The organism is Bradyrhizobium sp. SMVTL-02 (assembly GCF_051853005.1).
Classification (GTDB): Bacteria; Pseudomonadota; Alphaproteobacteria; order Rhizobiales; family Xanthobacteraceae; genus Bradyrhizobium.
The window spans coordinates 3,641,183-3,664,116 of record NZ_CP182469.1 but is presented as its reverse complement, the minus strand read 5'-3'; the positions used below and the strand labels follow the sequence as shown (position 1 = coordinate 3,664,116).

At 64.5% G+C, this 22,934-nt stretch carries 19 protein-coding genes; 7 read left to right on the top strand and 12 right to left on the bottom strand.

The features are described from left to right. Window positions 1–126: 126 nt before the first annotated feature. The 4 genes from mmsB to ACNJYB_RS17040 all read right to left on the bottom strand — a co-directional run bounded on the left by mmsB (window position 127) and on the right by ACNJYB_RS17040 (window position 4,867). Window positions 127–1,014, bottom strand: coding sequence for a 3-hydroxyisobutyrate dehydrogenase (gene mmsB / locus ACNJYB_RS17055; protein ID WP_439374998.1), 888 nt, complete (start codon window positions 1,012–1,014; stop codon window positions 127–129). A gap of 26 nt (window positions 1,015–1,040) precedes the next feature. Then, window positions 1,041–2,108 carry an enoyl-CoA hydratase/isomerase family protein gene (locus tag ACNJYB_RS17050; protein ID WP_439374997.1) on the bottom strand — a complete coding sequence of 356 codons (1,068 nt, stop codon included), beginning with the start codon at window positions 2,106–2,108 and terminating at the stop codon, window positions 1,041–1,043. Beyond that, entirely contained in the window at window positions 2,105–3,250 is a 1,146-nt protein-coding gene (locus tag ACNJYB_RS17045) for an isobutyryl-CoA dehydrogenase (protein ID WP_439374996.1), read from the bottom strand. Before ACNJYB_RS17045 ends, ACNJYB_RS17050 begins: the two co-directional genes overlap by 4 nt. Window positions 3,251–3,370: 120 nt before the next feature. Beyond that, entirely contained in the window at window positions 3,371–4,867 is a 1,497-nt protein-coding gene (locus tag ACNJYB_RS17040; RefSeq protein ID WP_439374995.1) for a CoA-acylating methylmalonate-semialdehyde dehydrogenase, read from the bottom strand. A 102-nt stretch (window positions 4,868–4,969) separates the two neighbouring features. Here ACNJYB_RS17040 and ACNJYB_RS17035 point away from each other — a divergent pair, with 102 nt between their 5' ends. Then, window positions 4,970–5,878, top strand: a complete 909-nt coding sequence (locus ACNJYB_RS17035; RefSeq protein WP_439374994.1) for a LysR family transcriptional regulator — start codon at window positions 4,970–4,972, stop codon at window positions 5,876–5,878. Between the two features lie 133 nt (window positions 5,879–6,011). Here the strand turns inward: ACNJYB_RS17035 and ACNJYB_RS17030 are convergent, their stop codons facing one another. Further along, the gene (locus ACNJYB_RS17030; RefSeq protein WP_439374993.1) at window positions 6,012–6,632 is read right to left on the bottom strand and encodes a TetR/AcrR family transcriptional regulator; all 621 of its coding nucleotides are present in this window, start codon (window positions 6,630–6,632) and stop codon (window positions 6,012–6,014) included. 70 nt (window positions 6,633–6,702) lie between these two features. Then, window positions 6,703–7,230, bottom strand: a complete 528-nt coding sequence (locus tag ACNJYB_RS17025; RefSeq protein WP_439374992.1) for a PaaI family thioesterase — start codon at window positions 7,228–7,230, stop codon at window positions 6,703–6,705. Window positions 7,231–7,386: 156 nt separating this feature from the next. On the opposite strand from ACNJYB_RS17025, the gene ACNJYB_RS17020 reads away from it, so the two are divergent. The 3 genes from ACNJYB_RS17020 to ACNJYB_RS17010 all read left to right on the top strand — a co-directional run bounded on the left by ACNJYB_RS17020 (window position 7,387) and on the right by ACNJYB_RS17010 (window position 11,094). Further along, entirely contained in the window at window positions 7,387–8,157 is a 771-nt protein-coding gene (locus ACNJYB_RS17020) for an enoyl-CoA hydratase (protein ID WP_439374991.1), read from the top strand. A 319-nt stretch (window positions 8,158–8,476) separates the two neighbouring features. Next, window positions 8,477–9,673: an acetyl-CoA C-acyltransferase gene (locus tag ACNJYB_RS17015; RefSeq protein ID WP_439374990.1), complete on the top strand. Its 1,197-nt coding sequence runs from the start codon at window positions 8,477–8,479 to the stop codon at window positions 9,671–9,673. Between the two features lie 125 nt (window positions 9,674–9,798). After that, window positions 9,799–11,094: an MFS transporter gene (locus tag ACNJYB_RS17010; protein ID WP_439374989.1), complete on the top strand. Its 1,296-nt coding sequence runs from the start codon at window positions 9,799–9,801 to the stop codon at window positions 11,092–11,094. Between the two features lie 197 nt (window positions 11,095–11,291). Here the strand turns inward: ACNJYB_RS17010 and ACNJYB_RS17005 are convergent, their stop codons facing one another. The 6 genes from ACNJYB_RS17005 to ACNJYB_RS16980 all read right to left on the bottom strand — a co-directional run bounded on the left by ACNJYB_RS17005 (window position 11,292) and on the right by ACNJYB_RS16980 (window position 18,827). Next, on the bottom strand, window positions 11,292–11,957 hold the full coding sequence (locus ACNJYB_RS17005) for a TadE/TadG family type IV pilus assembly protein (RefSeq protein ID WP_439374988.1): 666 nt from the start codon (window positions 11,955–11,957) through the stop codon (window positions 11,292–11,294). Continuing rightward, window positions 11,957–12,517 carry a TadE/TadG family type IV pilus assembly protein gene (locus tag ACNJYB_RS17000; protein ID WP_439374987.1) on the bottom strand — a complete coding sequence of 187 codons (561 nt, stop codon included), beginning with the start codon at window positions 12,515–12,517 and terminating at the stop codon, window positions 11,957–11,959. The genes ACNJYB_RS17005 and ACNJYB_RS17000 overlap by 1 nt, the downstream gene beginning before the upstream one ends. A 12-nt stretch (window positions 12,518–12,529) precedes the next feature. Continuing rightward, window positions 12,530–13,957 carry a TadE/TadG family type IV pilus assembly protein gene (locus tag ACNJYB_RS16995; RefSeq protein WP_439374986.1) on the bottom strand — a complete coding sequence of 476 codons (1,428 nt, stop codon included), beginning with the start codon at window positions 13,955–13,957 and terminating at the stop codon, window positions 12,530–12,532. 445 nt (window positions 13,958–14,402) lie between these two features. Then, window positions 14,403–15,782 (bottom strand): group II intron reverse transcriptase/maturase, encoded by a 1,380-nt coding sequence (gene ltrA, locus ACNJYB_RS16990; protein ID WP_439368145.1) that lies wholly within the window; start codon window positions 15,780–15,782, stop codon window positions 14,403–14,405. A gap of 581 nt (window positions 15,783–16,363) precedes the next feature. Continuing rightward, window positions 16,364–17,923, bottom strand: coding sequence for an acyl-CoA carboxylase subunit beta (locus tag ACNJYB_RS16985; protein WP_439374985.1), 1,560 nt, complete (start codon window positions 17,921–17,923; stop codon window positions 16,364–16,366). Then, the gene (locus ACNJYB_RS16980; protein WP_439374984.1) at window positions 17,853–18,827 is read right to left on the bottom strand and encodes an IclR family transcriptional regulator; all 975 of its coding nucleotides are present in this window, start codon (window positions 18,825–18,827) and stop codon (window positions 17,853–17,855) included. The genes ACNJYB_RS16985 and ACNJYB_RS16980 overlap by 71 nt, the downstream gene beginning before the upstream one ends. A 94-nt stretch (window positions 18,828–18,921) precedes the next feature. Here ACNJYB_RS16980 and ACNJYB_RS16975 point away from each other — a divergent pair, with 94 nt between their 5' ends. The 3 genes from ACNJYB_RS16975 to ACNJYB_RS16965 all read left to right on the top strand — a co-directional run bounded on the left by ACNJYB_RS16975 (window position 18,922) and on the right by ACNJYB_RS16965 (window position 22,925). Next, a complete protein-coding gene (locus ACNJYB_RS16975; RefSeq protein WP_014495968.1) occupies window positions 18,922–19,143 on the top strand; it encodes a biotin/lipoyl-containing protein in 222 nt (73 codons plus the stop codon). Window positions 19,144–19,309: 166 nt separating this feature from the next. Then, window positions 19,310–20,476, top strand: a complete 1,167-nt coding sequence (locus ACNJYB_RS16970) for a TAXI family TRAP transporter solute-binding subunit (protein WP_439374983.1) — start codon at window positions 19,310–19,312, stop codon at window positions 20,474–20,476. 235 nt (window positions 20,477–20,711) lie between these two features. Next, window positions 20,712–22,925, top strand: coding sequence for a TRAP transporter permease (locus tag ACNJYB_RS16965; protein WP_439374982.1), 2,214 nt, complete (start codon window positions 20,712–20,714; stop codon window positions 22,923–22,925). Window positions 22,926–22,934 lie beyond the last annotated feature (9 nt).

Below are 22,934 nucleotides of genomic sequence, written 5' to 3'. Positions count from 1 at the left end.
CCGGGCCCGTCGAATTGAACATGGAGCGTCGCCCGGATGGAGCGAAGCGCAATCCGAAGGCCGGTCGCGCCGATTGAAAGAGCCGTCCCGGATTTCGCTTCGCTTCATCCGGGCACCAAGCGAAGGCTATTTTCCGGCCAGTGCTCTAACGTGCTTGATAATTCCGGAAAAATCCACCCCGCCCTGCCCGGCTGCTTCGAAAGACTGATAGATCTCCTGTGCATGCTTGCCGAGCGGCGTGGCCGCGCCCGCCGCCTTGGCGGCGTCCTGCGCCAGCGTCAGGTCCTTCACCATCAGCGCCGAGGCGAAGCCCGGCTTGTAATCGTTGTTGGCCGGCGAGGTCGGCACCGGTCCGGGAACCGGGCAATAGGTGGTCAGCGACCAGCACTGACCCGACGAGGTCGAGGCGACGTCGAACAGCGCCTGGTGCGAGAGCCCGAGCTTCTCACCGAGCGCAAAGGCCTCGCTGACCGCGATCATGGAAATGCCCAGGATCATGTTGTTGCAGATTTTTGCCGCCTGCCCCGCGCCGGCGCCGCCGCAATGCACGATCTTCTTGCCCATGTTCTCGAGCACGGGCTTAGCCGCCGCAAATGCCTTGTCGTCACCGCCGCACATGAAGGTGAGCGTCGCCCCCTTGGCGCCGCCGGTGCCGCCGGAGACCGGCGCATCGACCGAGAGCACGCCATTCCTGGCGGCCAGTGCATGCGCCTGGCGCGCGCTTTCGACATCGATGGTGGAGCTATCGATGATCAGCGCGCCCTTGGCCATGGCAGGCACGACCTCGTTCCAGACGCCAAGCACGTGCTTGCCGGCCGGCAGCATGGTGACCACGACATCGGCGCCCTTCACCGCACCTGCGGAGCTGTCGGCGATGCTGGCGCCGTCGGCCCTGGCCTGGTTGCGGGAGGCCTCGACGAGATCGAACGCGACCACCTTGTGGCCGGCCTTGACGAGGTTGGCGGCCATCGGGCCGCCCATGTTGCCGAGACCGATGAATGCGATCGTGGCCATTGTCGTTTCCTCCGCTGTAGCGTTGATTAGTTGAACTTCAGCTCGTCCACGCCGATCTCGGCGAGATACGGCGCAAGCATGTCCGGCGTCACATCCTCGATCCGCGGCGGCGACCAGGTCGGGTTGCGGTCCTTGTCGATCACGGCGGCGCGGACGCCTTCGCGGAAATCGTCGCTGCGGAAGACCTCCAGCGCGGCGCGATATTCGCGCACCAGGCACTCCTCCAGGCTCGACGATTTGCGCGCGAGGCGCAGCAGCTTCAGCGTCACCACCATGCCGCGCGGCGATTTTTCGTTGAGCGTCTTCAGCGTGGCCTGGGCGAAGTCGGAACCATCGCGCTTGAGCGCAGCGACGATGTCTTCCATGCGGTCAAAGCCGAACAGCGCGTCGATCGCCGGCTCCTTTGCCGCGACCGGCCCCGCCGTCTCGCCGGTTGCAAAACCGTCGATCAGCTTTCCGACCTCGGCGGCGGTCGCACCGGGACGAACCATCGTCAGCGCTTCGCGCAGCTCGGGCAGCTTCGCTGCAGGCACGACCCAATCGGCAAATTTGGCGTGGATCGCGTCCGGCCCGTTCATGGTCTGGCCGGTCAGGCCAAAATAGGTGCCGATCTCGCCGGGCGAGCGCGACAGCAGATAGGTGCCGCCGACATCAGGAAAGAAGCCGAGCCCGACTTCGGGCATCGCCAGCTTGGTCCGGTCGGTGACCACGCGATGACTGGCATGCGCCGAAAGGCCCACGCCGCCGCCCATCACGATGCCGTCCATGAAGGCAACATAGGGTTTTGGGAATTTCTTGATGCGGGCATTGAGGATGTATTCCTCGCGCCACAGGATCTTGCCGAGGTCGCCACCAGCCTTCGAGCTCTCCCAGAGCGTGCGGATGTCGCCGCCGGCGCAGAGGCCGCGCTCGCCGGCGCCCTCCAGCAGGATCAAGGCAACGGCGGGATCGGCCTCGAAGCGGTCGAGCGCCTTCTCGATGTCGCGAAACATCTCCAGCGTCACGGCGTTGATCGCCTTGGGACGGTTCAGCCTGATGATGCCAGCGGCGCCCTCGACGCGGGCGACCAGATCGCCCTCTTCCACGCCACTCATCGCGCGCCCTCGATCAGTTTGCGCGCCACGATGAGCCGCATGATTTCATTGGTGCCTTCGAGGATCTGGTGCACGCGCAGATCGCGCACGATCTTCTCGATGCCGTATTCGCTCAAGTACCCGTAGCCGCCGTGCAGCTGAAGCGCGTGGTTGGCGACCTCGAAGCCGACATCGGTGCCGAAGCGTTTTGCCATCGCGCACAGCATTGTGGCGTCGGGGTCCTTGCGGTCGAGCGCCGCCGCAGCACGCCACAGGAAGGTGCGCGCGGCCTCCAGCTCGATCGCCATGTCGGCGAGACGGAACTGCAGCGCCTGAAATTCGTTGAGGCGCTTTCCGAACGCCTTGCGTTCCTTCATGTAGGCGCGGGCCTTGTCGAGCGCGGCCTGCGCGCCGCCGAGCGAGCAAGCCGTGATGTTGAGGCGGCCGCCGTCGAGGCCGGCCATCGCGATCTTGAAGCCGACGCCCTCTTCGCTCAAGCGGTTGGTAACAGGCACGCGGGCGTTCTCGAACATGACGGCGCGGGTCGGCTGCGCGTTCCAGCCCATCTTGCGCTCGTTGGCGCCGAAGGAGACGCCGGGCGTCTTGCCGTCGATGACGAGCGTCGAGATGCCACCGGGGCCATCGCCGCCGGTCCGGACCATCGCCACCAGCAGGTCGGTGCCGCCGGCGCCGGAGATGAACTGCTTCTGGCCGTTGAGCACGTAATGGTCGCCGTCGCGCACCGCGCGGGTGCGGAGCGCTGCCGCGTCCGAGCCGGCGCCGGGCTCGGTCAGGCAATAGCTCGCGATCAGCTCCATGGTGCAGAGCTTCGGCAACCATTGATGGCGCTGGGTGTCGTTGCCGAAGGCATCGATCATCCAGCTCGCCATGTTGTGGATGGAGATGAAGGCCGAGGTGGTCGGGCAGCCCGTCGCCAGCGCCTCGAAGATCAGCGCCGCGTCGAACCGCGACATCGCCGAGCCGCCGACGTCGTCGCGGATGTAAATGCCGCCCATGCCGAGCATTGCCGCCTCGCGCATCACGTCGACGGGGAAATGCTTCTCCTCGTCCCAGCGCAGCGCATGCGGCGCGATCTTCTCCGCCGCAAACGCCAACGCCATGTCGCGAACCGCAACCTGATCCTCGTTCAGAGCGAACTGCACGCCGCCGCCTACCCTTTCACTCCATCGTCATTGCGAGCGCAGAAGCAATCCAGCATCCCACCGCAGAGATAGTCTGGATTGCTTCGTCGCAAGGGCTCCTCGCAATGACGGCTGAGGAGATTACTTCATCAGTGGGATCGAGAACTCCGCACCTTCCTTGACGCCGGACGGCCAACGCGAGGTCACCGTCTTGGTCTTGGTGTAGAAGCGGACCGAATCCGGGCCGTGCTGGTTGAGATCGCCGAAGCCCGACTTCTTCCAGCCGCCGAAGGTGTAGTAAGCGATCGGCACCGGGATCGGCACGTTGATGCCGACCATGCCGACGTTGACCTTGGCCGCGAAGTCGCGCGCGGCGTCGCCGTCGCGGGTGAAGATGGCAACGCCGTTGCCGTAGTCATGGTCGGACGGCAGCGCCAGCGCTTCCTTGTAGTCGTGCGCGCGCACGACCGAGAGCACTGGACCAAAGATCTCTTCCTTGTAGATCCGCATGTCCTTGGTGACGTTGTCGAACAGCGAACCGCCGAGATAGAAGCCGTTCTCGTAGCCCTGCATCTTGAAGCCGCGGCCGTCGACGGCGAGGGTTGCGCCTTCCTTGATGCCGATGTCGATGTAGCTCTTCACCTTCTCGACCGCCTCGCGCGTGACCAGCGGACCGTAATCGGCGGACGGATCGATCGAGGTGCCGATCTTGAGCGACTCGACGCGCGGGATCAGCTTTTCCATGAGACGGTCGGCGGTGGACTTGCCGACGGGCACGGCGACGGAGACCGCCATGCAGCGCTCGCCGGCCGAGCCGTAGCCGGCGCCGATCAGCGCATCGACGGCCTGGTCCATGTCGGCGTCGGGCATGACGATGGCGTGGTTCTTGGCGCCGCCGAAGCATTGGCAGCGCTTGCCGGTCTGAGCCGCGCGCTCGTAGATGTATTGCGCGATCGGCGTCGAGCCGACGAAGCCGACGGCCTTGATGTCGGGATCGTCGAGGATGGCGTCGACCGCTTCCTTGTCGCCGTTGACGACGTTGAGGATGCCGGCAGGCAGGCCCGCCTCGATCATGAGCTCGGCGAGCTTCATCGGCACGCCGGGATCGCGCTCGGACGGCTTGAGGATGAAGGCGTTGCCGCAGGCGATGGCGGGAGCGAACTTCCACATCGGGATCATCGCCGGGAAGTTGAACGGCGTGATGCCGGCGACGACGCCGAGCGCCTGGCGCATGGAATAGATGTCGATGCCGGGGCCCGCTCCTTCCGTGTATTCGCCCTTCATCAGGTGCGGGATGCCGCAGGCGAACTCGACGACCTCGAGGCCGCGCTGGATGTCGCCCTTGGCGTCGGGCACGGTCTTGCCGTGCTCGCGCGCGAGCAGCTCGGCGAGCTTGTCGTAGTCGCGCTGGATCAGCTCCAGGAACTTCATCATGACGCGGGCGCGGCGCTGCGGATTGGTCGCAGCCCATTCCGGCTGTGCGGCGCGCGCGTTCTCGACGGCGGCACGGACCTCGGCCTTGGACGCCAGCGCCACCTTGGCCTGCACGTCGCCGGTCATCGGCTCGAAAACGTCGGCAGTGCGGCCAGAGGTGCCCTTGACCTCCTTGCCACCGATGAAATGTCCGATTGAACGCATGGAATGGTCTCCTACAGGCCGAGCGTGGTCGCTTTGACAAATCCTATTGACCTGCATTTTATAGGATTCAAGTCTGAGATAATGCACCATAGATGTGCGAAAATGCCGGATCAAGGCGCTATCGACTGGGACGACTTTCGCTTCGTGCTGGCCATCGTGCGGGGCGGCTCGGTCTCGGCTGCGGCAAAACAGCTCGGCGTCGACCATGCCACGGTGATCCGCCGCGTCGACCGGCTCGAAAAGCACCTCTCGGCCAAGCTGTTTGACCGGCGCAAGACCGGCTACCTCCTCACCGAGGCCGGTCAGCGCGTCGCCGATAGCGCCGAAGCGATGGAATCGACCATCGTCGCCAACCAGGAGCAGGTCGGCGGCTCTGTGGCGCGGCTGACCGGAACGGTGCGGATCGGCGCCCCTGATGGCTTCGGCACCGCGTTCCTGGCGCCGCGGCTGGCGCCGTTCGCAGACCGGTACCCCGATCTCGATCTACAACTTGTGGCCACCGCGCGGCTGTTCAGCCTCTCCAAGCGCGAGGCCGACATCGCGATCAGCCTGACCATGCCGAAGGAAGGCCGCATCGTCGGCCGCAAGCTGCTCGACTACCGCCTCGGGCTCTATGCCGCCCCCGCCTATCTCGACCGCTTCCCAGAGATCATCTCCCGGCAGGATCTGGTGCAGCATCGCTTCGTCGGCTACATCGAGGAGCTCTTGTTCACGCCGGAGCTCGACTATCTGCCGCAGGTGTCACCGCGGATCTCCGCGCGCTTCCGCAGCGCCAATCTGATCGCGCAGCTCAACGCCACCCTCTCCGGCTTCGGTATCGCCGTGCTACCGCATTTCATGGCGAGCGACTATCCGCAGCTCAAGGCCGTGCTGCCCGAGGAAATCTCGATCACGCGGACGTTCTGGATGCTGATGCATGCCGACAGCAAGGACCTGGCGCGGATCAGGGCCGTGGCGGATTACATCGGCGAGATCGTGGAACGCGAGCGGGCGCTGTTTGCGGGGCGGTGAACGCGGTCTCGTGGGCGGGTTAGCCGAAGGCGTAACCCACCTCTTCCGTCCTCCGCGGACGAACACAGTGGCGGTTACGCCAAGCGAATGCGCTTCGCGCAATTGCTTGCTAACTCACGCCAAGACATCTCGCCTAGTTCTGCTTCGCCTTCTTCGCGGCCGCCGCCTTCGGCTCACGCTTCGCGCTCTCGAGCGCGCTGTCGCGGCCCGCCTTCAGCACCTCGTCGGACAACTCGCTGGAGCCGGCGATGCGCGCGAGCAGCATGGTGCCGGCCATCGTCGCCAGCGTCGCGATCGCCTGCTTGCGCGCCGCTTTGCGCGGCTGGTTCGGGACGTAGTCGGTCATCATCTCGATCATCTCGTCGAGCTTGCCGGCAAAGGCTTTACGAGTCTTCGGGCTCTCGCGGGCGATCTCCGCGCCCAGCGCAGGAATCGAGCAGCCATGGCCGGGATTGTCGCGATGCAACGCCGACAGATAGGCCTCCGCAATCAGCGCCAGGCGCTTCTCGGGCGAGGCCTCGCCGGTGATCTTGCGCCAATGCTCCATCGAGCGGTCCATCGCGTAGGCAAACGCCTCGATCACCAGCGCCTCGCGGGAATCGAAATGCGCGTAGAAGCCGCCATGGGTCAGGCCCGCCTCCTTCATGAGGTCGGCGACGCCAATGCCGTGGGCGCCCTTTTCACGCAGCCGCACCGAGGCCTTCTTCACGATCCGGTCGTGGGTTTCCTGCTTGTGTTCCCGGGAATAGCGCATGGACGTCTCATTGCATGTCGGAGATCATCTCATAACACAGAAGTGGACCGGGCGGTGAATTAATTCGCGTTCAGACATTGCCGATCATGGAGAAGGTTGCAGTTGCATGGACCGCCAGCGCCCCCTTGCCGTCTCGGACGAAGCCCTCGGTGTAGCTGGTCTGGCGCCCCAGCTTGATGATCTTGCCTTCGGCCGAGATCAGCCCGGAACGCACGGACAGCGGGCGCAGGAAGGTCATTTTCAGGTCGAGGGTCACGGAGGACTGCCCGGCCTCCAGCCGGGTCGAAATCGCGCAGCCCATGGCCGTGTCGATCAGCGCCGCGGCGGTCGCGCCGTGCAGCAGGCCGATGGTATTTTCGAGATCCTCGCGCGGCTCCAGTTCCATGACGATCCGGCCCGGTTCGACCACGGCCATGGTGAAGCCGATCAGTTTTGCGAACGGCGGCGGAGGCAGGCGGCCATCGCGGATGCCCAGCATGGCGTCAATGCCTGACAGGCCCGTGGCCACCTTGGCGACCGGCGCGGGCACCTGCCAGTCCACCACGCGCTCGCGCCGTTGCGCCGGCGAAAACAGGCCGAGTTGATCGTCACGGGTCATGGCAGCCTCTTTAGATGACATATATCATACTATGCCACGGACTTCACGCTGGCAACGCCGCTGCCCTGCCCGCTTGACAAGCCGGGTGTTTCGGTCCGGAACTGATCCCGACCGGCGCACCTCGCGCATGTCCACGAAACCTTTCGAGATCCCAAGATGGAAATGCTCAACAACCACTGCGGCATCAGGCGCGACGCGCGCGGCGTCGTTCACGTCGCAATCTGCAACGCCGGCACACTGAACATCCTGGGCTCGCCCGTGACCGACGCGGTGCGCGAAGGTTTGCAGCAGCTCAGCTCCGATCGCAGCATCCGCGTCGTGGTGCTGCGCGGCCAGAGCGAGAAGAGCATGATCGGCGGTGCCGACATCAAGGAGATGGCCAGCCTCGACCAGAAATCGGCAGAAGCGTTCATCAGCCGCCTTCGCGATCTCTGCGAGGCCGTGCGCCAGTTCCCTGCCCCGGTGATCGCGCGCATGCCCGGCTGGTGCCTCGGCGGCGGGCTCGAAGTCGCGGCCGCCTGCGATTTCAGGATCGCGGCGCATGACGCGCATTTCGGCATGCCGGAGGTCCGCGTCGGCATCCCCTCGGTGATCCACGCCGCGCTGCTGCCGCGTCTGATCGGCTGGGCCCGCGCCCGCTGGCTGGTGATGACGGCGGAGAACATCGACGCATCCACCGCGCTGGCGTGGGGACTGATCGACAAGGTCGCAGCACCGGGCGGGCTTGACGCGGAGATCGAGCACCTGGTGAAGACCTTGCTCGAATGCGGTCCCGAGGCGCTGCGGTCGCAGAAGGCATTGCTGCGCCAGTGGGAGGAACTGCCGCTGACCGAGTCGGTGAATCTCAGCGTGAAGGTGTTCGGCGAGTCGTTTTTGACGGACGAACCGACACGGTTGATGCAGGCGTTTGTCAACCGGAAGCGCTAGGCCGCGCTACCTGAGTTAGGCTCTCCCCACTCTTAACGTGTCATGCCCCGGCTTGACCGGGCCATCCAGTGCGCCGCGGCCTCTCGGCTCATCACAGCCGTCTCTGGAATACTGTCATCGCCCGCTCAAGCCGGGCGATGACAGCGGTGTGTGGACCGACCACCGCGCTCGCAACGCCGCCGGCACAACCTCCCTGCCCGCTCACACGACCAAATCTCATGCGGACCGCAAGATTTTCTCATCCCAGGCGCGGTTGCATTTTTTGCGTCGCATCATATGATGATCATAATCTAACATATCATCGCCAGGGAACCTCATCATGGCCGAAGCCGCCGATCCCGTCGTCATCGTCTCCGCCGCCCGCACCCCGCTCGGTCGCTTCATGGGCGAGCTCTCGACACTTCCCGCATACAAGCTCGGCTCGCACGTGATCGGCGCGGCGCTGGAGCGCGCCAAGCTGGCGCCCGAGAAGGTCGACGAGGTCTTCATGGGCTGCGTGCTGCCGGCAGGGCAAGGCCAGGCACCGGCGCGGCAAGCGGCGCGCGCGGCAGGCCTTCCCGATGCCACCGGCGCCACCACGGTCAACAAGGTCTGCGGCTCCGGCATGAAGGCGACCATGCTGGCGCACGATATCATCCGCGCCGGCTCGGCCGAGATCGTCGTCTCCGGCGGCATGGAGAGCATGAGCAACGCGCCTTATCTGCTGGCAAAGGCGCGCGGCGGCTACCGCGTCGGCCACGACCGCATCATCGATCACATGATGATGGACGGCCTGGAAGACGCCTACGAGACCGGCCGCTCAATGGGCGATTTCGGCGAGGCCACTGCTGAGGCCTATCAGCTCACCCGCAAGGACCAGGACGCCTATGCGATGGAGACGCTGAGCCGAGCGCGCAAGGCGGTCGAGGGCGGCGCGTTCAAGGCCGAGATTGCGCCGATCACGCTGGCGGAAAAGGCAGGTCCGCGTGTCGTCGCCAACGACGAGCATCCGCTGAAGGTCGACCCCGCAAAGATCCCCGGGCTGAAGCCCGCGTTCCGCGCCAACGGCACCATCACGCCGGCGGCTTCCTCGGCCAATGCCGACGGCGCCGCCGCGCTGGTGCTGACGAAGCGCTCGCTTGCCGATCGGAGCGGTCTGCCTGTTCTCGCCGAGATCAAGGGCCATGCCACCCACAGCCAGGAGCCGCAATGGTTCACCACGGCGCCGATCCCGGCGATTCGCAAGCTGCTGGACAAGATCGGCTGGGCTGCCGCCGACGTCGACCTGTTCGAGATCAACGAGGCTTTTGCCGTGGTGGCGATGGCGGCGCAGCGCGATCTCGGCATTCCCCGCGACAGACTGAACGTCAAGGGCGGCGCCTGCGCGCTCGGCCATCCCATTGGCGCCACGGGCGCGCGGCTGATCGTGACGCTGCTGCACGCATTGGAGGCGCAGAACCTCAAGCGCGGCGTCGCGGCGCTCTGCATCGGAGGCGGCGAAGCCACCGCGATCGCGGTGGAGCGTCTGACTCACTGACGCCAATCTCACGACGCCAATGTCCGAAATTAAGGGAAGTCTGGCATTTTAGACTTCCCTCAACTGTGTCAAATAGTAAACATGACGCGGGTCCCACTGGTGCTCGCCAACAATATTGAGGCCCAATGATCTCGAACTGGCTCGCGGCAGCGCTGTCCCGCCGCAACATCCATTATGGCTGGGTGATGGTCGGCGTGACATTCCTTGCCGCGCTGATCAGCGCCGGCACGGTCGGCGCGCCCGGCGTATTCATCGTTCCCCTGCAGAAGGAGTTCGGCTGGAGCACGGCGCAGATCTCCTCCGCGCTGTCGATCCGCTTCATCCTGTTCGGGCTGATGGCGCCGTTCGCCGCCGCCCTGCTCAATCGCTACGGATTGCGCAACGTCACCCTGACCGCGCAGCTCATCGTCGTCTCGGCGCTGGTGCTCTCGCTCGGCATGACCGAGATCTGGCAGCTCATCGCGCTGTGGGGCGTCGTGATCGGCATCGGCACCGGCATGACGGCGCTGGTGCTGGGCGCAACCATCGCCACGCGCTGGTTTGCGGCACGGCGCGGCCTCGTGGTCGGCATCATGACCGCGAGCGTCGCCACCGGCCAGCTCGTGTTCCTGCCGCTGCTCGCAAGCCTGACCGAACGCTTCGGCTGGCGGCTTGCGCTCGGCTTCGTCTGCATCATGCTGGGCGTCTCCGCGCTCGCGGTGCTGCTCGCGATGCGCGACCGGCCGAGCGATGTGGGCCTGCGCCCATTCGGTGACGAGGGCACCGAGCCCCTGCCCGCCCCGCCGGTCAATCACGGCGCGATCACGACGGTGGCGCTCGGCACGCTGCGTGACGCCTCCAAGTCGACCGCGTTCTGGATCCTGTTTGCGACCTTCTTCGTCTGCGGCGCCTCGACCAACGGCCTCGTTCAGGTCCATTTGATCCCGATGTGCCTCGATTTCGGCATCCCGCAGGTGCAGGCCGCAAGCCTGCTCGCCGCGATGGGCATATTCGATTTCTTCGGCACCATCATGTCGGGCTGGCTGTCCGACCGCTACGACAATCGCTGGCTGCTGTTCTGGTATTACGGCCTGCGCGGGCTCTCGCTGATCTTCCTGCCATTCAGCGATTTCTCGTTCTATGGACTATCGATCTTCGCGATGTTCTACGGTCTCGACTGGATCGCGACGGTGCCGCCGACGGTGCGCCTCACAGCGCAGAAATTCGGGCCCGAGCGCGCCAATCTGGTGTTTGGCTGGATTTTTGCCGGCCATCAGCTCGGCGCGGGCACCGCAGCGTTCGGCGCCGGCTTCTCGCGGACGGTCTACCAGAGCTATCTGCCTGCGTTCTTCATCGCCGGCGCGCTCTGCGTGTTCGCCGCGCTGATCGTGCTGGCGCTGTCGCGACAGCCGAAGCCGCAAGCAAGGCCCGCGATGGCCTAGGTTGTTCTATTAAGCCTGATCTTCGGAAAACCGCTGCGAACTTCCGGATCATGCCTAGTACCTCATCGTGGTGGTGACGCCGAACGCCGCGGCGTCACCAATCCGCGAGACACCGGTCGGATCGTTCGGTTCGGGATGTCGTCCTAAGGTGCAATCAGCCAGCCCGGCGGCTGCCGTGCGCTATTCCGGACCACGCCTCAGCAGGTCTTCTGCTGCAGATGCTGGATGCATGTGCAGGTCGTCGAGGACGACGAGTACTTGACGTCGTAGTACGGAAAGCTCGACAAGGCCGGGCTGTTCGTCGAGCAGCGCGGGAAAAGGTAATAGCTGTCGCTCAGCTTCACGGTGCCGGTGATGGTGTAACCGAGGTTCGTCGTGTAATTATAGGTCACCTCGCTCAGAATGAGCGAAATGTTCGCATTGCTGGGATTCTTCGGATCAGGCGCGGTGAACGACGACAATGTCATCGGATCACCCTTCTTTCTCGCTGCCGACGAATTGGTCGACTCGCTCCATTGGACAGTCGCGTTGCCACTGCCGTCGGTTGAGACTTCGGACACCGTGATCGTAATGAGGGAGGCGCCGCTAGCATCCTTGACGGGAAAAGGCGCCATGATTGCCTGCGCCGAACCGAGGATGGCCTGCATGCGGGCCGTGCTGATCGACGTGTTCTGCGTGACCATGTCGACGACACTGTGCGCGGTGGCGCTGACCTTGACGTTCATCGCCAGCCCGTTCCCGAGCTCGACGCCGCCGATGTAGAGCACCAGCATGAACGGCGCCACGATGGCGAACTCCGTCGCTGCAACAGCGCGGACATCGGTCAACAGGCCCCGAGCGCGAAACGACAAGGCGGCGATCATCAGGAAGCTCCTGGCTCGTTCTGGAACGCGGCCGACGACATGAGCAGCCGGTTGCCGGTCGAAAGGTTCGAGAGGTTGAAACCGAGCGGCCCGAGCGTCACGGGCCATATGTACATCACCCGGAGAACGACGATGTCGCCGGCATCTCCCGGATTGTATTGCCAGGTGTTCGTGACGGCTCCCGAACTGTCGAAGGTCAAGGTCGGCATGCCCGTATTGGCGGAGGACCAGGAATTGGCCACCTGCAGGTCAACCATCAGACCACTGCAGGTGAACAGGATCGAGATCTGGTCGCAGACCTTCTGCTTGAAGGCGGCCTGGGTCATCTGCGCGGACTGCACCTGTCCCGTCATGACAAGGCGCGCGGATTGACGCGTGATGTTCTCGAGCAATTGTTGGGCGAAGAAGACGATAAACGTCTGAATGAGCGCGATGATGAGGGCGAGGAACGGCGCGGCGACGAGCGCGAACTCGACGGCCGTGGCGCCCTTGCTGTCGCGCGCGAAAGCAGCGCAACGATTGCGGCGTCTCTTCGTTGTTGCAACACCCGGCCCCGTCATGGCGCTTTTTCTCTACTGTACGAGGCTGGCTGTGCTGGACGCGACCTTGATGAAAAGATTGGTCAGCGCCGCGGAAATGTCGCCCCCCGTCTGCACACTCGCATACAGACCAGGCGATGCGCACGACTGCAGCCGTTGTGCGATCATGCCGGAAGACGAGGACGGATTGTTGAATTGCGCGATGCGGCTGTTGTACCAGCTGTCGGTCGGCAGTTGCAGGTACTCGGTGTAGAGGACCGCGATGCGAATGCCGCGGTTCTTGATCGTCGTGCAGATCGTCGTGTCGAGCGGCTGCTGGCAGCGCACGGTCGTGCTGCTGCCCGTCGGAAGCGGATAGGTGGCATTGGCATCGCAGGTGCCTGGCTTCGGCATCAGCTTGTCTTCGACGCCGTCGGTGACGAGGAAGACGACCTCCTGCGGCGTATCGCCCGACTGGTTGGTGCCGGTGCCCGGCGTCGGCATCACCGCATTGACGCCCGTGAGCCCGCCCGAGATATCCGTGCCGTAGTCGGTTGTGTAGACGCAGTTGCCCGAGCTGTTGGTGATGATGCAGTTCTGGTGGTCGACCGTCATCAGCTGGATGTTGGAGATCTTGGTGCCGGCGCTGGTCGGGGTGGTCAGCGTCTGGATCGTGTTCAGGCCGTAGTCGAAGGTGTAGATCGCGGCATTGTAGGTCGTGTTGTTGAGCGCAGCCATGCACTGCATGACGCCGCCCGACACACCCGACTGCGGGCAGGTCCAGGGTCCGACCATCAACTGCGTGACGGCATTCTGCACGAGGTCGATGCGCAGCTTGATGTTGTTCGCGCGGGCGATGTAGAGGTTGTCCTTGGTCGTGGACAATGCGCCGCTGTCCTTTTGCGGATTTGTCTCGTGACAGGCGAACGCACAGTTCTTCGACCCCGAAGGCTGGTTCTTCGTGGCCGTGATCATGTTGTTGATGTCGGTCTGGGTCGCGGCAATCGCCATCGACGGCGAGTCATCCAGCAGCAGATAGAAATTCATGTTGGGCGCGCTCGAGGCCTTCGCCGTCGAGGAGCCGCCGATCTGCCAGGTCTGCTTGCCGAGAACGCCGGGGAAATTGTTCACGGACTGCGCGGTATAGGACACGGTGATGGTCCGCGCGAGGCCGGAATCGGTGACAGTGACCGTCGGCATCGGAACGGCCGACAGGCCGGGGAGGTTCGCCTTGGCTGCGAACACGGCTTCCGCGGTCGCCTTGACCACGGCGCTATCGGTCTGCGTCAGCATCGCCGGCCTGACGGCCGCGATCGCGGCGGCGTCGGCAGCCGCGTTCAATTGCTCCCGCTTGCGCAAGGCCAGCGTATAGTCGAGCGTCATGCCAAGCAGAAAGATGACCGGAACCATCATCAGGGCGAAGATGATGGCGACATTGGCCTTCCGGTCTCTCGCGAAACGAACCACTGCGCGGCGGAGCATTGCCCTTAACCCTGATTGCCGTCGTTGCGGCAGCGACACATCCCTGAACTGGTGAGATCGAGGCGGAAGAAGGGGTTTTCAGCCCATTCCGCGCCGATCACGGGCGGACTATGAGGATGGGCTTCTTAATCAACGCTTACGGGCCATCCATAAACATGGACTGCAACAAATTGAGATGTCTCTTATTGAGAAGGCATCATTAACGCCAATTAAACGGGTGCCCGGAGATTGGGGCGATGGAGTGCAGGGGCACGTAATACGGGTGGTCGCCGGGCGGCTTCGAGGCGCGCATCAAGGACATCGCCGCATGGGGGCTACGGAGAGCCCTGCCCAGCTTGATCGGGCGCCGAACGGCGAGGCGCCTCCGCGCAGGCGGAGAGCGAGGAATTCGCTTCCTTGTTCAATTCAACCGTCATTGCGAGCGCAGCGGTCGCGGTAGGGACGCTCATTGCTGGGCGCCCCCCGCACAGATCCGTACGTGCGGCTTTCCCGCATACGGCTCCCACCTCGGGTGAGTAGCGGTGAAGCGTGTTCGGGGCCAAGGATGGAGGATTTGTGGCTTGGGGAGCAAGTCGGAGGCAAGCCGCGCGACCCGCTGCCACGTGGTCCCGTCAATCTGGCTGCGGCGCCGAAGCATCCGCCTCCATTGTTCGGTGACGAAGTAGCGGAAGGCGCTGAGCGCTCGGCTGTTGGTCGGTACCGCGTGGTAGTTGAAGTACCCGGTAACGACCTGCCGCAGCCATTTGCCCTGTTCGAGCACCGACTGGTGCATACGCCGTCGCATTCCCTGCTTCACGGCTTGCAGTTTCGCCCGCATGCGGTCTTTGCGAGACTTGCGCCTGATCTGGAACTTGCCTTGCTTGGATCGGCTGCAGATGAAGGTGAAGCCGAGGAAGTTGAAGGTCTCCGGCTTGCCGAGCCCGCGCCGCCTGCGGTTGTCCTCCGCATGACGTCCGAACTCGATCAGCCGGGTTTTCTCAGGGTGCAGTGACAGCGCGAACTCCTGCAGCCGTTTGCGCAATTCTTCGAGGAAGTGCCGGGCCTCATTCTCATGCTCGAAGCCGACGATGAAGTCGTCAGCGTAGCGCACGATGATCATGTCGCCCGCGGCCTCGCGCCGTCTGAAGCGTTCGGCCCACAGATCGAGGGCATAGTGCAGGTAGATGTTGGCAAGCAGCGGCGAGATCACCGCCCCTTGTGCCGTCCCCTGTTCGCTGACCCTGACCGTTCCTTCTTCGAGAACACCCGCCTTGAGCCATTTGCGGATCAGACGGATGATACGCTGGTCGCCGGTCCGATGTTCGACGAAGCGGATGAGCCATTCCTGGTCCACCATGTCGAAGAACGAGCGGATATCGGCGTCAACAATGAAGTTCACCCGCCGGCTCTCGATTCCGACCAGCAGCGCATCCATCGCATCGTGCGCGCTGCGCCCGGGCCGGAACCCATACGAGAACCCGAGGAAGTCCTCCTCGTAGATCGCGTTGAGCACCGTAGCGGTTGCCCGCTGAACGATCTTGTCCTCGAGGGACGCAATCGCCAGCGGTCGCTGCCGCCCATCCTGCTTCGGGATATGGACCCGCCGCGACGGCTGCGGCCGGTACGCTCCCCGGTGAACACGAGCATGCAGGTCCTCAAGATTGGCCTTGAGGTCTTGCTCGTAGTCCCGCCACATCATTCCGTCCACACCCGGCGCGGCATGCTTCTTCAGCGCGAAGAACTCCGCCTCGAGCAGTTCAGGCGTGATGTGGTGAAGCAGCGCAGTGAACCTCTCCTTCTTCCTTTCCCTTGCAGTTCGCCGTATGCGTTCCAACGCCTGTGTCACGCTTGTCCGGCTCGGCGTCCGGGGCGTGCTTTGCTGGTCCGCATTCCCCTTGGTCGCGGCCCTTCGCTCCACCAACTCCTCCGCGGATCGCTCCGCTTCGTTCGCAGGCTTCGACGCTACTACGGCCGCCTCCGACTTCCCGCATCCGTTCGTCATCGGCTTTGGCTCCTCGCCTTCCCGATGCGGACCTTGGGGGCATGTTGCCATCGGTCAGATGCGGGACCTCCCAGGTTCCGACGCGGTCCTTTGCTGCGTGATGGGGTCTTCGACCACGGCAGAGCGTCAGCGCCTCGCATAACGGCGCCGCACATGTTGCCTTCGACGTTGCTTACCGGCTCGGCCTCTGCGAGTTTCTGTCTTTCGCGGCTCAATAGCCCACCCCACAGCATCGTTGTGTACGCTTCGCAGCCGCCGTTGCCGACGGCCACGCAACACTCACTACCGGGCGCTCGCTACCGCTTACCCGGACCGGACTTCCACCGGTTGGACCACGCCAGCTTGCCTGGCGCACAAGCAATCCAGATGCCGACGGACTCTGGGTTGCTTCGCTGCGCTCGCAATGACGGTGGTGACAGCCGGACCTAGGGCCTGATCGAAAAATTCTGCGGCGGCCCGGCCTTGCGCAGCGGCTCGGCCAGCCGGGCGAACTCGCACAAAAGCGAACGCGTCTTCCTGGGGTCGATGATCTCCTCGACCCAGAACTTTTCGGCCGAGCGGAACGGCGAGCGCAGCTTGTTCAGCCGCTCCTCGATCTCCCGCAGCTTCGCCGCCTTGTCCTCGGCCGCTTCAATGTCGGCGCGGTAGGCGGCTTCGATGCCGCCTTCGAGCGGCAGCGAGCCCCAATAGGCCGACGGCCAGGCGTAGCGGATCGAGAAGCGGTCGGCGGGCTGATGCACGACGCCGGCGACGCCGAAGGCGTTGCGCAGAATCACGGTGCACCAGGGCACCGTGGTCTGGTTCACCGCGGCCATGGCGCGAACGCCGTGGCGGATGGTCGCGGCCTTCTCGGCGTCGAGCCCGATCATGAAGCCGGGGCAGTCCATGAGATAGACGACCGGCAGATGGAAGGTCTCGGCGAAGTCGACCCAGCGCACCACCTTCTGGCAGGCATCCGCCGTCCAGGAGCCGCCATAATGAAAGCTGTCGCTGGCGAGCACCAGCACCGCCCGGCCCTCGAGCCGCGCGAGGGCGACGATGATCGGCTTGCCGAAATTCCTGGCGACCTCGAAGAACGAGCCCTTGTCGACGACCGACTCGATGATGGGCCGCATCTTGTAGACCTGCTTGCGGTTGCGCGGCACCGCGTTCATCAGCGCCTCGTCGCCGCGCTCTGGACTGTCCGCGCAGGGCAAGGTCGGCGGCAGCTCGTAGACCGACGACGGCAGATAAGAGAGGAAACGGCGCGCGCAGGCAAATGCCTCTTCTTCGGTGTCAACGGCGTGATCGACCGCACCGGCGCGGGTCTGGATCTCGGCGCCGCCGAGCTCCTCCTTCGAGAGGTCCTGACCCAGCGCCTTCACCACCGGCGGCCCGGCGACGAACATCGCGGACTTCCGCGTCATGATGGAATAGTGGCTGGCGGCAAGCCGCGCGGCACCTAAGCCCGCAACCGAGCCGAGGCCGAGCGCGACCACGGGCACGCGCGACAAATTCTCCGTCGTGAAGCGATACCAGCGCGTGCCACCGATACCGCCCGGCAGGTTCGCCGCGCCCTTGGTCTCGATGGTCTTGACCGAGCCGCCGCCGCCGGAGCCCTCGATGATGCGGACGATGGGCAGGCGGAAGTCGTGCGCCATCTCCTCCGCCATCAGCGGCTTGGCGGAGATCGACGCATCCGCTGAGCCGCCGCGCACGGTGAAATCGTCACCAACCACGACGACGGTGCGGCCGTCGACGCGCGCGCGGCCGAACACGCAGTTCGCCGGCGTCAGTTTCTTCAGATCGCCGCTGGAATCGTACTCACCGATGCCGGAGACGGCGCCGATCTCGTGGAAGCTGCCTTTGTCGATCAGTCTGTCGATACGCTCCCGAACAGTCAGCCGGCCCTGGTCATGCTGTCGCTTGACCTTGTCAACGCCGCCCATCTCCCGCGCGAAGGCTTCGCGCCGGGCGAGCTCGTCGAGTTCCGGCTTCCAGTTCATTCACTCCCTCCGAATTGATCGGCTTGTTATTGTTGTGCACGGCCATGGCGACCGGTTTGCGCGAGATGCGGTTGTTGAAGACGTCGCCTTCCGCTCCCTCCATGAGGCTGCCGAGCGAACGGCCGAGCGCAAGCATGAGCGGGGCGACCTCCTCATGCAGACGCTGCTCGTCATACATCGCGGACAAGAGGCCGATCGTGATCACGACGAAGGTCTGGTACTGCGGCGACCAGATCGGCACCGCGAGGCCGTTGATGTGCGGGCTCCACAGGCCGCAGGCCACGACATAGCCGCGCTCGCGCAGCGACTGCCGGTTGGCCTCGATGCGAGGCTTGAGGATCTTGGCGGCCTCGGGCGCTTCGCGCTCCATCTCCGCAATGAAGGCATCGCCGACTTCCGGCGCCAGCGCAGCGGTGTAGGCCGCGCCCGCCGCGGTCGATGCCATCGAGATGCGGCTGCCGGTGCCCTCGTGCAAGCCGAGCGCAGAGGCCGAGCGCGCGAACTGGAGGTAGACGAGATGGAAACGGTCCGGCACGACGAAGCCGACCGTGCCCGGCAATTGCTCGGCGACTTCCTGAAGCCGCTGGCGGATCATGCTGCGGAGCTGCGCACCCTTCATCATCGAGGCGCTCATCGCCACTGCGCTCGGGCCGATGCGATATTTCTGATCGCGCGGCAGATAGACCAGCTGGCCCATGCGCGTCAGTGTGTGCGTGAGCCGCGACACCGTCGAGCGCGGCAGGCCGCAGCGATTTGAAATCTCAAGATTGCCGAGCCGGGCCTCATGGCCCTCGAAGCATCGCAACACGTCGAACGCGCGCGACACCACCTGGATGACGTCACCATCGCCGGCTTCGCCAGCGAGCGCACCCTGCCTACTCAACCGCTCCGAACGTCGTCCCATGATCCCTACCGTTTGTTCCGCTCTGCGGAATTAAATTCCACTTGCAGACGACGCTACCTCAGGCATTTTGCCACGACAACAAAAAGGCGATGGCATGCCAGAAATAAAGATCGTCACCGAAGTCGCGGGGCGCATCTGCGCAACTCCCGTGCAAGTTGGAGGAACCGTCGCAGATGGTGATGACGTTGTGGTCGTCGAAGCCATGAAGATGGAGATCCCGGTGCCGTCGCCCGCGAGCGGTACGATCACATCGCTGCTGGTGAAGCTGGACGATGTCGTTGCCGAGGGACAGGCGATCGCAATCGTCGCGAACTGACTGCGTTATCCCGGGTTTCTGCGACAATCTGTCAGGCGCATTCCTGCATGCGCGGTACTTCGTTGCCATCGCCTGATACGGATGACATGATCCGATTCAAACAAAACGTTGTTTCAAACAAAGAGAGAAATCCTCGCGGCAAAGCGAGGATCATTGGAGGGAAAACATGGTTCGTGGGCTGCTCATGCTCGCGCCTGCCTTGATGGCAGGCATTTCTTTTGCGTCTACGCGCTATGCATTCGCCGAAGACATCAAGCTGCCGCCGACATTGACGTTCACCACCTACGACACCGGCACCGCCGGCTTCAACATCGCGGTCGGCGTCGGCAAGATGATGAAGGACAAATACAGCACCGACGTGCGCGTGCTGCCCGCCGGCAACGACGTCGCCCGCCTCGCGCCGCTGCGCGCCAAGCGCGCGGCCTCCGCGGCGATGGGATCAGGCACCTATTTCGCGCAGGAAGGCGTATTCGAGTTCGGCTCGAAGGAATGGGGGCCGCAGCCGCTCCAGATCCTGCTCTCGACCGTCGACTGCAATTGCGGTTCGCTTGGCGTCGCAGCCGACACCGGCGTGAAAGAACTGAAGGACCTGAAAGGCAAGCGCGTCGGGTTCGTGGTCGGCTCGCCCGCGCTGAACCAGAATTCGCTCGCGGTGCTCGCCTTCGCCGGACTGACGCAGAAGGACGTCAAGGCCGTCGAGTTCGCGAGCTACGGCGCAATGTGGAAGGGCCTGATCAACAACGACGTCGATGCCGCCTTCGGCACCACCATCACAGGCCCCGCCAAGGAAGCCGAGACCTCGCCGCGCGGCCTGATCTGGCCGCCGCTGCCGGCCAAGGACAAGGAGGGCTGGGCGCGGATGCAGAAGGTCGGCTCGTTCTTCTTCCCGCAGGTCGCGACCTGCGGTGCCGGTATCTCGCCGGAGAAACCGGTCGAGCTCGGCAACTATCCGTACCCGATCTTCGTCGCCTACGCCTCCCAACCGGCCAACCAGGTCTACGCCATCACCAAGGCGATGATCGTCAACTACGACGCCTACAAGGACTCGGCGCCCGGCGCCGGCGGCCTTGCCGCCGATCGCCAGACCAAGAACTGGGTGGTGCCGGTGCATCCCGGCGCCGTGAAGGCTTTGAAAGAAGCTGGGCAATGGAGCGACGCCCAGGAGGCGCACAACAACAAGCTGTTCAAGCGGCAGGAGGTGCTAGCTGCGGCCTGGGCCGATTACGGCAAGTCCAACCCGTCGTCGGACGAGAAGGCATTTCTCGACGGCTGGATGAAGGCGCGCGCCGCGGCGCTCGCCAAGGCCGACATGCCGAACGGGTTCGAGGACTAGAGCGAGATGCTGTCGGGTTTGATCTCTGCCCCAGGAAAAGTGCGCTCCCTCTCCCGCTTGCGGGAGAGGGCTGGGGAGAGGGTGTCTCCGCAGAAAGACTCCCGCAGAGGAGAAAGCCCTAGCCCGGCGCTGCGCGCCGACCTCACCCACAAGCGGGAGAGGTTAAGCATCGCCGCGGCCGCATTCAATTCAGCCAACAGCCATTCGCTTTAGCTGCCCACGCGCGGTGTCGAACATGTCGTCTGCTTCCATCTCCACCGGCCCGCAGGACGACGCCAAGCGCGTCGTGATCGAGGACCCGCATCTCGGCGCCGCCGCCGACCTGCAGGAGGCCGAGGTCACGCGCGTCCGCACCTTGAAGGGCGCATGGCGCTGGGTGCTGATGGCGGCCACCGCGGCCACGATTATGTTGTGTGTGAACCAGCAATTCTCGCTGCGGTTCTTCATCGACTATACCCAGCTCAACACCGAATACTTCTATCTGTTGATCGCGTTGATGCTGCCGTTCACCTTTCTGATCTTTCCGGGATCGGAGAAGGCGCCGCTCGATCGCATCCCCTGGTACGATCTTCTGCTGTTCGCGGCCACCTTCGGCTCGGCGATCTGGCTGATGCTCAATATCCGGAAAGCTGCGCAGCTTGGCTGGGAGTTTGATGGCGCGCCCACCAACATCATCGCCGCCGGCCTCGTGATGTGGTTCGTGCTGATGGAGGCGCTGCGCCGCACCGGCGGCTGGAGCCTGCTGCTCAGCGTATTGCCGTTCACGCTCTATCCGCTGTTTGCGGATTCTCCCTGGCTCGGGCCGTTCCGCGGCACGCAATCGACGCTGCAGCAGACCACCTCCTACCACATGCTCTCCGGCGAGAGCCTGCTGGGGATTCCGATCCAGGCCTTTGCCGACACCGTGATCGGCTTCCTGGTGTTCGGCACCGCGCTGATGATGACTGGTGCGGGAAAGTTCTTCATCAACATCGCGTTTGCGATGTGCGGCACCTTCCGCGGCGGCGCGGCGAAAGTCTGCGTGTTCGCCTCCGGCCTGCTCGGCACCGTCGGCGGCAGCATCGTCTCCAACGTGCTCACCGCCGGCACGATGACGATCCCCGCCATGAAGAAGACCGGCTTCACGCCGTCCTATTCCGGCGCGATCGAGGCCTGCGCCTCGACCGGCGCGGTGCTGGCCCCTCCCGTGCTCGGGGCCACCGCCTTCGTCATGGCGCAGTTCATGAACACGGGCTATGCCGACGTCGCGCTCGCCGCGACCATTCCCTCGATCCTCTACTACGTCGGCCTGTTCGCGCAGGTCGATGCCTATGCTGCCCGCCACAAGCTGAAAGGCCTGCCGCGCGCCGAGCTGCCGCGGTTCTGGGATGCCTTCAAGGACGGCTGGTACTATCTGTTCGTGATCGTCGTGCTGGTGGTGATGCTGCTCTATTTCAAGCGCGAGAGCCATGCGCCGTTCTATGCCTCCGTGCTGCTGGTGATCCTGCACCAATGGTCGGGACCGGCGCGCTGGAAGCTCGGCAACACGCTCGTCCTCGCCGGCTCGATCGCGGCGACGGCGGCGATGTTCTGGTACGGCGTGCTCAACGCTGCGCTGTGGGGCATGTGCCTTCTGGCGGCGCTGAACGAATTCTTCCCCGGCAAGAACTGGGGCGGCGCGCGCTGGCTGCAGTTCCTCGAGCTCAACGGCAAGACCTTCGTCGAGCTGATCGCGATCCTCGCAGGCTGCGGGCTGTTGATCGGCGCCTTCTCGCTCACCGGCGTGATCTCGAGCCTCGCGAACGACTTGCTCAGCATCGCGGGCGGCGATGCCTTCCTGCTGCTGATCATGTGCGCGATCACCAGCCTGATCCTCGGGCTCGGGCTGACCACGACCTCCTGTTACATCTTCCTCGCCATTCTGGTCGCGCCCGCGCTGGAGAAGCTCGGGCTGAACAAGATGGCGGTGCACATGTTCATCTTCTACTGGGGCATGCTGTCCTCGATCACCCCGCCGGTGGCGATCGCCTCCTTCGCGGCGGCCGGCATTGCCGGCGCGCCCGCGATGAAGACGGGCTGGGAGAGCATGTGGGTCGGCAGCATCATCTACTTCATCCCGTTCTTCTTCGTGCTCAATCCGGCGCTGCTGCTCCAGGGCCCGAATCCGTATCTGGAGGCGTTCGGGCTCACGGGACTTGCCTGTTTCGGCATCCTCTTCATCTGCGGCGGGATCCAGGGCTACCAGTCGTTCGTCGGCGACTTGCGCGGCGCGGGGATGCTGGAATGGCCAATCCGCGTGCTGCTGGTGATCGGCGGCTTCGTGGTCGCCACGCCCGGTGGCGGGATCATGCCGCTGTCGCAAATGCAGGTGACGCTGCTCGGGCTTGCCATCCTCGGGCCCACGGTTTTGATCGCCCTGCTGCTGGTCCGGCGGCAGGCCGTGGTCCCTGACGGGTTGCGCGCGCCCTGATTGCGTTGC

Coding starts and splice junctions, on each gene's coding strand:
- mmsB (WP_439374998.1), bottom strand. CDS start 1,014: ATGGCCACGATCGCATTCATCGGTCTCGGCAACATGGGCGGCCCGATG.
- ACNJYB_RS17050 (WP_439374997.1), bottom strand. CDS start 2,108: ATGAGTGGCGTGGAAGAGGGCGATCTGGTCGCCCGCGTCGAGGGCGCC.
- ACNJYB_RS17040 (WP_439374995.1), bottom strand. CDS start 4,867: ATGCGTTCAATCGGACATTTCATCGGTGGCAAGGAGGTCAAGGGCACC.
- ACNJYB_RS17035 (WP_439374994.1), top strand. CDS start 4,970: ATGCCGGATCAAGGCGCTATCGACTGGGACGACTTTCGCTTCGTGCTG.
- ACNJYB_RS17030 (WP_439374993.1), bottom strand. CDS start 6,632: ATGCGCTATTCCCGGGAACACAAGCAGGAAACCCACGACCGGATCGTG.
- ACNJYB_RS17025 (WP_439374992.1), bottom strand. CDS start 7,230: ATGACCCGTGACGATCAACTCGGCCTGTTTTCGCCGGCGCAACGGCGC.
- ACNJYB_RS17020 (WP_439374991.1), top strand. CDS start 7,387: ATGGAAATGCTCAACAACCACTGCGGCATCAGGCGCGACGCGCGCGGC.
- ACNJYB_RS17015 (WP_439374990.1), top strand. CDS start 8,477: ATGGCCGAAGCCGCCGATCCCGTCGTCATCGTCTCCGCCGCCCGCACC.
- ACNJYB_RS17010 (WP_439374989.1), top strand. CDS start 9,799: ATGATCTCGAACTGGCTCGCGGCAGCGCTGTCCCGCCGCAACATCCAT.
- ACNJYB_RS17005 (WP_439374988.1), bottom strand. CDS start 11,957: ATGATCGCCGCCTTGTCGTTTCGCGCTCGGGGCCTGTTGACCGATGTC.
- ACNJYB_RS17000 (WP_439374987.1), bottom strand. CDS start 12,517: ATGACGGGGCCGGGTGTTGCAACAACGAAGAGACGCCGCAATCGTTGC.
- ACNJYB_RS16995 (WP_439374986.1), bottom strand. CDS start 13,957: ATGCTCCGCCGCGCAGTGGTTCGTTTCGCGAGAGACCGGAAGGCCAAT.
- ACNJYB_RS16985 (WP_439374985.1), bottom strand. CDS start 17,923: ATGAACTGGAAGCCGGAACTCGACGAGCTCGCCCGGCGCGAAGCCTTC.
- ACNJYB_RS16980 (WP_439374984.1), bottom strand. CDS start 18,827: ATGGGACGACGTTCGGAGCGGTTGAGTAGGCAGGGTGCGCTCGCTGGC.
- ACNJYB_RS16975 (WP_014495968.1), top strand. CDS start 18,922: ATGCCAGAAATAAAGATCGTCACCGAAGTCGCGGGGCGCATCTGCGCA.
- ACNJYB_RS16970 (WP_439374983.1), top strand. CDS start 19,310: ATGGTTCGTGGGCTGCTCATGCTCGCGCCTGCCTTGATGGCAGGCATT.
- ACNJYB_RS16965 (WP_439374982.1), top strand. CDS start 20,712: ATGTCGTCTGCTTCCATCTCCACCGGCCCGCAGGACGACGCCAAGCGC.